Here is an 11284-nt window from a genome sequence, read left to right on the forward strand (position 1 = left end):
AGACTGGTGAGTTGGACAATTTCAGGGGGTAGCTGGCTCAGTTGGTTCTCGCTGAGGTCGAGCTGAGTGAGACTGGTGAGTTGGACAATTTCAGGGGGTAGCTGGCTCAGTTGGTTCTCGCTGAGGTAGAGCTGAGTGAGACTGGTGAGTTGGACAATTTCAGGGGGTAGCTGGCTCAGTTGATTGCCTCGCCTAGCATCGGGCCAAAGATCCTTGTACTTGTATCTCCAATTGCCGAAAACGTGAAGTGATTTTAAGCTCTTAAGCAATCCAATTTCGGCTGGTAGCTCAGTCAGGTCATTGCCCAAATATTTGTCCTTAACTTCCTTCGCCAGTATCAGGGTCTCAAGCTGAGTCAGCCTCCCAATTTCCGGTGACAACTCCGTCAAATCTGCTCCAGCCAAATCTAGCTCTGTCCAGCCTTCTGTAGCGGCCTGGTCAATGAGCTTTAGCAGTTCATCTTGGGTCATAGGGGGGCAGGGGAGAGGGAGTAGGGGAAAGGGGTTAAGGGAGAAAGGCGTGAATCCTTTTAGTTTTAGCAAGTTTCTGACCGATTAACCCGCTATGCTACGCACTCTTGATACAGATCTTCAAACAGGTCTTCAAAATGGAGCTTTGTGCCCATCATTCAAGAAATACTGGGTTAAATCACTATTCACGTATGAGCTGCTATCTCCACTCCCCTTGCAGAGTAAAAGCAGCCCAGTAGTAAGGGCTTTGGCCCGCTTCCCACATGTCAAGCTGGGCCGTTCTCAGGGCCGCAGCCGGAGCCTGGTTTTCTTCGAGTAAATAGCGATAGAACTCGGTCATCAGGTTAGCTGTGGCTTCGTCATTCACATTCCACAACGAAACAGCGACCCGTTCCGCACCGGCATACATAAATCCTCTAGATAGGCCGATAATGCCCTCCCCGCTGACCTGTTCACCGCGCCCGGTCTGGCAGGCACTCAGCACCACCAACTCCGCCGATAGTTTCAGGTTAAAGATATCGTGCAACCGCAGAAAGCCATCATCGCGGCGGTTGCCCTGTTCATCCACCAGGGATAGCACCACTCCCGAAAGCTGGGGGTTCACCGGATTGATAAAGCCATGGGTCGCCAGATGCACCACCCCATAGTCGCCTAGTTTTGGATCGGTCACCCAATCGTAGTTAGCCTCAAAGTCAAAGGCGGCGAGAGAACGGAGGTTGCGTTGCTGAGCTAGTTGCAGAATGCCGTCGGCTTCGGTGCGGGTAAACGGCAATGGCTGAATCGCTTGCAGATTCATATCCCGCAGGTTCCGCTCCGCTTCCCTGGGCAAGTCAGTGTTACTCGCCTGCTTGAGGCGTTCATCAGTGGGCTGGTAAACGGGGTCGGCCAACACTGCCACCGACAGCGGTTGTTCAGGGCGGTTGCCCAGTTGTTGACGCAGCACCGAGACCGCCGAGATCGAAGGCTGACTAAGGATTTCATACTGGCTCAGCAATGGCTCATACCGCTCTGCACCTGGAACCGCCAGTGCCGCGAAGGGAACTTCGGAGAGAATGCCATCCCCGGCTACTAGCAACCGTTTACCCTGGGTCCAGGCGGGCAGTTCTGGCAGAATCATCGTCGTCAGGGCCTGGGCCGGGCGTCTCACCAGACCCACCGGGCCAGGATTGGCCAGGGCATTGCGAAAGGTGCTGGCAGCCGTATTAATCTCTTCTCGACCGGGCAGGACAACGCTTTGAAATTGTTCTGGACCGACTATCCACAGGTAGCTTTGGTCTTCACCGAGGGCGTACTGTAGCAGCACGGTGTCATCATCAAGCACCTGTTGTTGAATCTGGTCTAAGGTGAGCGGACGCGGCTGCACGGTGTCGGCATAGGCAGGGCTGGCTCGGCGGATCTCTGCTAGGGTATTTTCAAGTTGTTGTAAGACGGTCTCGCTTTCCCGATCAATAGCGGCGGCTTCAGGCTGGGTGTAGTCGCCACTGCGCAGGGCAGTGCGACGACTTTCGATCTGTTGTAACTCGGTTTTCAGAGACTGTTCCTGGGTCAGCAGCGTTGGGTCAACCCCCTGACGAATATCCACATTGGCCTCGCTGAGCAGTTCGAGCAGTACCCTGGCCCGTGAGGCTTCACTGGTTTCAAAGGCCTCTTCAGGTCGCCCCAACTGCATCAACAGTTCGGTTTTGACCTGGTAGTAGCGTTGCACGGTGGCAAAGTAGCTAGAGCGCAGTTCGCCCGGACTAACGGCCAGGCGTAAATCTTCAATCAGAGTAATGGCAGCATTGATTTCGGTCAGGGCTTTGTCGAGCTGCCCCTGGGCCTGGTATAGCAATGCCAGGTTGCCTAACGTAGTCACTGCACCATCGCGATCGCCCACGGCTCGGCGTAGAGGCAATGCCTGCTGATAGTAATCCAGGGCAGTTTCTAACTCCCCTAACAAGGCATAAACATAGCCAAGATTGTTCAAGGTGTTGCCTTCGCCATCCCGATCACCTAAGGTTTGCTGGAGGGACAGGGCTTGTTGGTAATAGTCTAGGGAAGTTTGTAGTTCACCCAGATCATCGTAAACAGCTCCCATGTTGTTCAGCACAGTGGCTTGTCGCTGGGGATCTTTCAAAGCCTGGCTCAAGGATAAGGCTTGTTGATAGTAGTCTAAAGCGGTTGCCTGATCGCTCAGCGTGTAGTAAACGGTGCCAAGATTGGTGAGAGTCACGGCTTCGCCGTTGCGATCGCCGACGGCTCGTCTGATGGGTAGGGCTTGCTGATAATAGTCCAGGGCCGTTTCCCAATCTCCCAGGATATCGTAGACGCCACCAATGCTGTTGAGGGTGTCGGCTTCACCAAATCGATCGCCCACTGCTCGTTGTAGTGGCAATGCTTGTTGGTAGTAGTCCAGAGCGGTGGCCCATTCACCCAGCGAATAGTAAACTAACCCAATATGGCCCAGCGTATTGGCTTCGCCTGACCGATCGCCCACCTCTCGACGGATGGGCAAGGCCTGCTGATAATAGGCTAGGGCTGTTTGGCGTTCGCCTAGGTCGTTGTAAATTGTGCCAATGTTGCTGAGGGTCCTGGCTTCACCCGTGCGATCGCCCTCGGCCTGACTCAGGGTCAGGGACTGTTGGTAGTAGTCCAGCGCGGTTTGACGTTCGCCCAGAGCACTATAAAGGCGGCCTATATTGTTGAGCGTAACCGCCTCGCCCGCCCGATCGCCTACGATTCGCCGCAGTTGCAGTGCCTGCTGGTAGTAGTCAAGGGCAGTTTCGCGTTCACCCAAATCGTCATAGACCAGCCCCAGATTGTGCAGGGTTGTTGCTTCTTGTTGTTGGTCACCAGCAGCACGGCTTAACTGTAGGGCCTGCTGGTAGTACTCCAGCGCAGTGTCGCGTTCGCCAAAGATATCGTAAATCAGGCCGATGTTGTTGAGGGTGATGGCAGCCTCCTTCTGAGCCCCCATTTGTTGCCACAGAACTAATGCTTGCTGCCAAATATCTATGGCTTGACGTAGTGAGGTTTCACTCCCTTCCAGGTAAAGGCGCACACCTTCCTCATATAGTCGAGCGGCGCTAGCCAGATCGCCCTGCTGTGCGACTAAGGTATCTTCGCCCATAGCTAGTGCGGCGAGACTTGCCAAGGGTGTTAGCCAGAAAGCCACACCCAGACTCGAACTTAGCCCTATCGTCAGAATCTGCCGTTTTGACAGCATATATGGTTTATTCCTACCTATGCTTGAAGTTGAACGACTGAAAATAATCTGAGGCCCCTAACTGTCCATACTTATACAGAGCTTAAAGGGGCCAACAGTCAGACTACCCATTTTTTGAAGCAGGTAGTCTGACCTGGCCAGTTCCCTAAAGCCAGTTACCAATTGCCAATTGAATCAACTGGTGGATTATCTGAGTTGGGGGCAGTTTGTGCGATCTGGGGCGGAGAGCTGCCAGGCAGGTTAAAAAGTGGCCCTATCCGTCAGGATTTTCAGATATTGGACATGTAGTGTAGCAAAACCTGATTCTCCTACTTAACCCATCATCTCATCGAGCATGATCGGTCCATCCTTTATGCCAATGTTACCTTCAAATTTTTTAGGGTCAGTTCGGCTCAAAGCCTATGTTGCTAGCTTGCTGGCTACGGTCGGTACTGTTATCACAACGCTGCCGCTGTGGGCGCAGTCTACCCCTGCTGACGCTAGCCCTTCAGCCTTCTGCCAACTGATAGAAGGCCAGGGACCGTTTCTTGACGCTGACAGCGTCCCCGCTAATGACGATGATTTTCGAGATGCGATCGCACAAGGGGGACTCGACCAACCCTGCAACGTTTATGGTGAACGTTGGCAGCCCCTCAACTTCTTGATTGCCAGCCAAAGCCTGGAGAGTCAGACCCTTCTGATTCAGGCGGCTGTTGCCCAGGGGGCTGATGTCAATGGACAAGACGGCAACGGTAATACCCCGCTACACTATGCCAGTCAGTTTGAGACCGTGGCGCAGCTGCTGATCGACAACGGCGCTAACGTCAATGCCACAAACAACAGCGGCGATACGCCCCTGCATAACCTATATGGAGAAAAGTCTCGCCCAGTGATGCAGCTATTGTTGGATCAGGGCGCTGATATCAATGCCCGCAATCAGGAACAGTTTACGCCCCTGCACAGGGCCACCGCAGAAACGGTAGAACTGTTGCTAGCTAGCGGTGCCGACATCAACGCCCGTAACGATCAGAACTACACGCCGCTGCACTATGCGGTCACGCTTCCTGCTGTGGCGATGGTGCTGATTGAGGCGGGGGCCGACCTCACCCTGCAAAATGACCAGGGTGCGCCGATTCATTCCACCAGTCTGAACCCCACAGTGTTGACGGCCCTGTTAGACGGGGGTGTGGATGTTAATCTGACGAACCAACAGGGGGAAACACCGCTGCATCGCCATCGGTTTAACCCTGAGTTGACCCAGATACTGATTGAGCGCGGTGCAGATGTTAATGCTCAAGACCGCCAGGGTCGAACACCCTTATTTGAGGTCAATATTGAGGTGGCACGGCAGCTGGTAGCGGCGGGGGCCGACCTCACCCGGCAAGATCACCAGGGTCGCACGGCGCTGCACCAGGCGGCCATCGAAGAAAACAGCTTTTGGGGCATTGAACTGACGGAACTGTTCTTGAGCCAGCCGGGAAGCGAGGCGCTGCTGGCCGTGCGCGACAACAACGGTGAGACCGCGCTGGACATCGCTCAACGGCTGGACAAAACCGAGATTGTCAATCAGCTCCAAGCCGCTGAGGCAGTAACGGAGCGCAACAGGGCAGAGGTGCCACTCATACAAGCCGCTGAGGTAGTAACAGAGCGCAGCAGGGCAGAGGTGCCACTAATACAAGCCGCTGAGTTAGTAACGGAGAGCAACAGGGCAGAGGTGCCACTAACGGCCGTAACAGGCGGGACCCTTGCGACCCTGCAACAACTTCTCCAGGCGCAGGACTGGGCGGCAGCAGACCGCGAGACACGGCGACTGTTAGATCCCTATTCGGTGTCCAGTCCATCTGCGGATGCGGCTCCATTTGTCACCCCAGCAGTTCTGATTCGCGCCATTGACCAGGCCTGGCTGGAGGCCAGTGACGGGCACTTTGGCCTGAGTGTACAGTTGCGGCTGTGGCAGGCGGCCCAGGCCGCCCATCCCGACGATCGCTATGCAGCGGTGAATGATTTTCGCGATCGCATCGGCTGGAAAATTCCGGCTCTCCGTCAGGAAACTGACTTTATCAGCAGCGATTGGCGCAACGAGTCGGAGCTCACCTATAGCTTGCAGGCTCCCGAGGGACATTTGCCCTGGGCCGGGGTCTCAGATGCAGTGGTGCAGGATTTGGCCGTGCCTGGTCCTGGCGAACACTGCGGTAGCTGCACGATTGATGCCATGCACCTGCGCGATGGTCGGTTTTATGGCCGCATTCCCGAGCTGATGGCTGCGGTGGCAACAGCGATGAATGCGCCCGCCGACTCTTCCTGGCAATCGCCCCAAGTGCGATTCACCCTTGACCTGGCGGCGCTATTCCCAGGCGCTCAGTCGTCTGAGGGTATATGGCCCCACACAATTGCGATTAGCCCCGACAGTCAACTGCTGGCCGTGAGCGCGACCACAGACGTAGCCGATTATCAGGCCGCTTTGGCGCTGTGGAACCTGACGACTGGCACTCGCCGCATTACCCTGTTGGAACCGGCCAGACTGCGGGCCGAGACACTGGCCTTTAGCCCTAACGGTCAAACCCTGTGGGCCGGGTTAGACAGTGGTGAGCTGGCAATCTGGGACACAGACCGGGGTGCGCTCATCCAGCAGTGGGACGCCCATCGGGGCGAGGTGAAGGCGATCGCATTTAGCCGCGATGGTGCCTATGTTTATACTGGCGGCGCAGATGGCACGGTCAAAATCTGGTCGCCCAGCGGTCAGCTTTACCAGACCCTGCGGCTGTCTGCGGGGGAAGTCAACCCCGGCTCGGTACAGGCACTGCTGATCAGTCCTAACGGTAGACAACTGGCCGTGTCCACCGGACGCACAATTCAGCTCTGGGGTACCGATGGTCGGCTGATTAAAGTCACCACTCAAATCACGGATCAAACCGATATTGCCTACGACGCCTTGTCCCTGGCCCATAGTATGGCCTTTAGCCCCGACAGCCGCTATTTTGCCACCCTCGACACCGATCACAGCGTCAAGCTGTGGAACGCGGAGACTGGGGCTCGGGTGATTACCCTGCAAAGCCCTGACCCGGTAGGGGCTCTGGCCTTTACCCAGGATGGACAGAGCCTGCTAGTGCGCAACCACCAGCAGTCGGTGACGTACTGGAATTTGCAGACCTACGAACGCGATCGCACCCTCTCCATTGCCACGGTGGACAGACAGCATGCCATTTTCCTCTCACAGCCGATTACCCTTAGCCCCGACGGTCAAACCTTTGCGGTGCCGTTCCTGCAGGACTCGGCAGAGCCGTTCCTGTGGGACTCGTTCGGTTCTCCCGCTGTAGTGGATATTCGCCGTACCAGCGACGGTGAACGGTTGACCGTGTTGGAAGGAAGCCTCACCGCGCACTTTAGCCCCGACAACCGCTGGCTTGTGACTCAGGGCTATAGCGTACAAATCTGGTCTCCCCAATAGATGTAGATGTGGGTAGCGCAGGATGATGATCCACGGAAGACAAGCAATTGGCCTGGGGCTACTGGTGGTGGGCTGTCTGTCTGCCTGTCAAGGGCCTTGGTTTGTCGCCGGGGCTGACTACAAGCCATTAACAGAGCAGCTCCAGGCGCAAAACTGGCAAGCCGCAGATGCGCTGACCCTGCAACTGCTGCTAAGGGGTAGCGATCGCGTTCAGGAAGGCTGGCTGGCTGAAGCGGATGTTGTGGCGCTGGACTGCTCCACCCTACTAACCATCGATCGCCTTTGGACGGTGCATAGCCAGGGTCGGTTCGGCTGGAGTCGTCAGCAACAGATCTGGCGGGCCGTAGGCGGGGGGGACTATGCTCCAGCGATGGCGATTGCCTTTGGCGAACGGGTGGGCTGGCGCGAGTTGTCGACTCCCCAGTGGCGCTCCTATGAGATGCTGACCTTTGCGACCGATGCTCCGGTGGGTCATTTGCCTGCGACCACGGGTAACGGGGTCAGCGGTGCGGTTTGGGGCGGTGTCGCCACCCTCGGCCAGCGGTTACAAGCCTGTCAGGCACCCGCGATGGTTACCCTGCTGCGAGAGGATTACTATGCCACTTGCGATCGCACCCCGAGCGCCGACCCCTGCCGCCTCAAAGCCGCCACCGAACGTTGGGGAGAGACCGCCGACTGGGGTGGCGTAGGCCTACCTCAGCACCTGACCGAGCTAGAGCAAGCCCTGGCCCAGCACCGCTGGATTGCCGCCGACAACATCACGCGGATTTTGTTCGATCACTATCGTCAGGCCCACTGGGCCGAATTTGGCGGCACCGATGGCCATCAACTGATTCCCTGCTATCTACTGACCGCCATCGACAGTCTATGGATGGACTATTCCCGAGGGCACTTTGGCCTCACCGCTCAGGCCGAAATCTTAGGAGACTTGAAACTCTTGCCTGCCGAGAACCACCCGCTCAGCCGAGAACAAATGCTGGTCTTTTATCAGGCAGTGGGCTGGCCAGAACGCCCGCCCGATAGATTTGAGAGTCCCTATCAATCGGCCTATGATGCGGTGTCACCTGAGCAAGTTCCCAAGGGGCATTACCCGTACTACATGGGCTATAGTTTCTCAACCTACGGCTCGGGCTACGACGAAAGATGGCGGTGGCATCTCGACCAGAGTTGCGGTTTTAACTCGCAGATCAGGGGATAAAATTCAGCGATCCAGCCTCAAGAACGGTCAATTCGTTGAGGCTAGACGGCAGCTGCAACGGATGGATGGCGCGATCTCACTATATTTGGCAGATGATTGCGATCGCATCCACAGTCTCATTGGTCACCTCCAGCTCCATCGTGCAGGCGACTTCCGTGTTTGTGTACTGCCAATAGTCCGCATCTGCTCGGGGGTCTACCAGGGGTGCCCCGTAGATCCGTTCTACTTCAGAGACGTCCATACCAGGGCAAATGCCCGAGGGTGTGCAGTAGCTGGAGCTGACACTGCGGAGGTTGAGCGCCGCATCTTCATAAAAACTAACGGACAGACCCCGGTAGGTGAATCGAGCAGAAAAGGGACTGGTTCGATCGATCTGATCGGGTTGGCCCAGGGCTGCAATCACTTCGGCTTCCCTAGCACCGGATTCCACACCGCCCAGGGAGAGTTCATCAGACGAGAGTTTACCAACGCTGCTGTGAGCTTGCCAGCCATTGGCCGTACAGATGCCGCCCCCCTCGGGTACGTTGTCACTGTGGCACCAGTAGTTTTCCCCGTCAAACACATGGCCAGGGTTGATGGCAGTGAGCTGGCTAGTGGGTTGCCATTCATGCTCTCCGCCTTCGTCGTAGTAGCGGTATTGATCGCCGCGTACCTCTAGCCCCTGACCGGTGCCGCCCATCGCGTAGTAGCCATCGGTAATGCGGCGGCCTGTAGTGTTTTGCTTGGTCTGACTGGGGCCATCGTTGGGTCGGGCGGTGGTGGTGAGAGTGTCGTTGGCGTGGGGAGACTCCGCTGGGGCAGCGGTTTCATCATCGGAGGCCGCTACTCGCTCACTGGCAGCGACCGGATTGGTTGCAGCGCTGGCTTGGGTTTCAGCCGTGGCAGCGGGTTTACCACAGCTGTAGAGAGTCAGAGTCAAGGCTGTGGTTAGTAGCAGCGTACGGGCACGTAGGGAAAAAATGTTGGGTGTCATAATAGCCAAGAATTCGGTTAAGTGCGAAAGGATAATAGAGCAGGAGAAAATCTGAGTCAGCAGGCTGGGCTGGTTCAGGTTGCCTTGTCATTGAACTGATCAAGGCTGGCATTCGATTGTCAAGGAAGCCATTTTGTCTTCATCATCAACATCGATTTTCAGCCAGCAGCTACCGGCTTCAGACGGGTAATACTCCAGGTATTGCCCATCTTCTCGATCAACCACAACAGGGTCACCGTATCTGGCACGGGCACGCTCAAACTTCATATTGGGGCAGACGCCACTGGGAGTACAGTGGATCGAGTTGGTGCTGTAGATTTCAATCACCCTGCCGTCGTAAAAGTAAACGGTGAAGTCGGTGTACTCAAACCTACGCTCGACCGGATCTTCGACAATGTGATTGGGTTGGCCGAGAAAATCGAGCTCGGCCAGAACGGTTGCCTCATCATCACCGGGACGGATACCCCCTAGGGATAGTTCACTTTCGGAGAACTCTATCTCTCCTGGAAAGGGGACTTGTTGCTTAGGGGCATCGGCTGTTGTGGCTTCGCTGAAGAGGGGTTCTGATGGAACTTCAGGATCTGCCGCTGGCTCAGGCGCACCTGGAGTGAGAGCATCGTCCGGCGTAGGGACTGGATTTGAGGCGGTATGCGATGGGGATGCCGGCAGTGTTGCTTGGGTGCAGGCGGTGGTTGCGATCGCAAGCCCACCAGTGAGTATCATGGCAAGCAGAAGCCGTATCCCGAAGCCAACATTTCCTGGCGTTGTCGTTGTTATCATGGTGTCTTTCTAAAAACAGTTGACGTGACCGAACTGACAGGGGAGGGACCTTCCTGCTTAGGAGCTTTCCTGGTTAAGGATTAGGAAGATCCCTGACTGATTTGCCACTGACTCACTCCTGAAGGAGGATTAGCGGGCCATAAAGGCAGCTGACTGCCAGCGATACACAGGAACCCCACCGTTAACAATATCTGTATCCACCCCATTGGGCAGCGTTACTGTTTCATACAAAGGGGTGCTGCGAGCATGGAGACCCACCAGATAATAGTTACCATCACTAAAGAGAGCGAAAATCGGTCCCCCGGATGCCCCCGGATTGGTATCGCAATCGTGGATCAGGGTTTCTTCTAGCTCATCGCCAGCGGGCCATACCCCCAAAATGCTACAGGTCTGATCAACCCCAGCGGTCTCCGTGGGTTGGCCCCACTCCTGGAGAGTCTCCGTCGGGAAGTCGCCCGCATAGCCCAACAGATTAATGCTTTCGAAGGTTGAGTCAATCACGGCTGGGTCTTCAAAGTTCAGGTCCCGCCAGCCCATATAGCCGTAGTAATCACCCAGGGGGGCTGCCAGGCTCAAGACGGCCCAATCATCTTTGGGCAGTTCATGGCCGGTGGACCAGCCCGTCTGATAGGCAATAATCTCGGTTTCGTCTAATGAGACCCCGTCAATTAATCCGGGTTTAAATATTAGCTTCAGACCGATCGCAGCGTTTCCCTGGATCAAACCAGAGTAGTCAGCCGGTTCGATAAAGGTATCCACCAGTTCACCGGATTCATCTTGTAGGGCCAAAATCAGGCAATGGGAATTGGTTAAAATCGCTGCTGGGGCAATCAGGGTGGCCGTACAGGTGGAGGTGGCTTCACCCTGGATTTGCCACTCTAACCGTCCCATGGCTACCCAGGGAAATTCCCGCGAGAGAACGGGTAGCCGCTCATCTGCACCGATCACCACCCGACTGTCATCGTAGGGGGCATCGCTTTGGGTAATGTCTTCGGGCAGCATTGTGGCACCGTCGGTCTCAGCATCAAACGCCAGGTCAATCATGCCTGGTCCGTCAGGGACTTGAGCCATCGCAGGCACATTGAATCCCAGAAGAATTGTCAACAGTGTCACCAGCAGCAGCGCGATAAATTTTTTACGGATGAATCGATTCAGCATAACAGTCTTTTTAGAGGGTAATTTGAAGGGATTATTCGACAGTTTGACTTTGGTAGAAGACCCCTTTTGCCCG

The 11284-nt window shown here is 55.9% G+C and carries 7 protein-coding genes; 2 read left to right on the plus strand and 5 right to left on the minus strand.

What is annotated here, in order from left to right:
* On the minus strand, positions 1–470 hold a 470-nt coding region (locus VB741_RS02045), incomplete at its 3' end, for a leucine-rich repeat domain-containing protein (protein ID WP_323363473.1).
* Positions 471–669: 199 nt separating this feature from the next.
* Positions 670–3603 (minus strand): CHAT domain-containing tetratricopeptide repeat protein, encoded by a 2934-nt coding sequence (locus tag VB741_RS02050; protein WP_323363474.1) that lies wholly within the window; start codon positions 3601–3603, stop codon positions 670–672.
* A 430-nt stretch (positions 3604–4033) separates the two neighbouring features.
* Here VB741_RS02050 and VB741_RS02055 point away from each other — a divergent pair, with 430 nt between their 5' ends.
* Positions 4034–7102, plus strand: a complete 3069-nt coding sequence (locus VB741_RS02055) for an ankyrin repeat domain-containing protein (RefSeq protein WP_323363475.1) — start codon at positions 4034–4036, stop codon at positions 7100–7102.
* Between the two features lie 22 nt (positions 7103–7124).
* Entirely contained in the window at positions 7125–8300 is a 1176-nt protein-coding gene (locus tag VB741_RS02060) for a GUN4 domain-containing protein (protein WP_323363476.1), read from the plus strand.
* Positions 8301–8379: 79 nt separating this feature from the next.
* Here the strand turns inward: VB741_RS02060 and VB741_RS02065 are convergent, their stop codons facing one another.
* The 3 genes from VB741_RS02065 to VB741_RS02075 all read right to left on the minus strand — a co-directional run bounded on the left by VB741_RS02065 (position 8380) and on the right by VB741_RS02075 (position 11211).
* Positions 8380–9273: a hypothetical protein gene (locus VB741_RS02065; RefSeq protein WP_323363477.1), complete on the minus strand. Its 894-nt coding sequence runs from the start codon at positions 9271–9273 to the stop codon at positions 8380–8382.
* A 99-nt stretch (positions 9274–9372) separates the two neighbouring features.
* Entirely contained in the window at positions 9373–9996 is a 624-nt protein-coding gene (locus tag VB741_RS02070; protein WP_323363478.1) for a hypothetical protein, read from the minus strand.
* Between the two features lie 186 nt (positions 9997–10182).
* Positions 10183–11211, minus strand: coding sequence for a trypsin-like serine peptidase (locus tag VB741_RS02075; RefSeq protein ID WP_323363479.1), 1029 nt, complete (start codon positions 11209–11211; stop codon positions 10183–10185).
* Positions 11212–11284 lie beyond the last annotated feature (73 nt).

Source organism: Leptothoe sp. PORK10 BA2 (assembly GCF_034932105.1).
GTDB lineage: Bacteria > Cyanobacteriota > Cyanobacteriia > Phormidesmidales > Phormidesmidaceae > Leptothoe.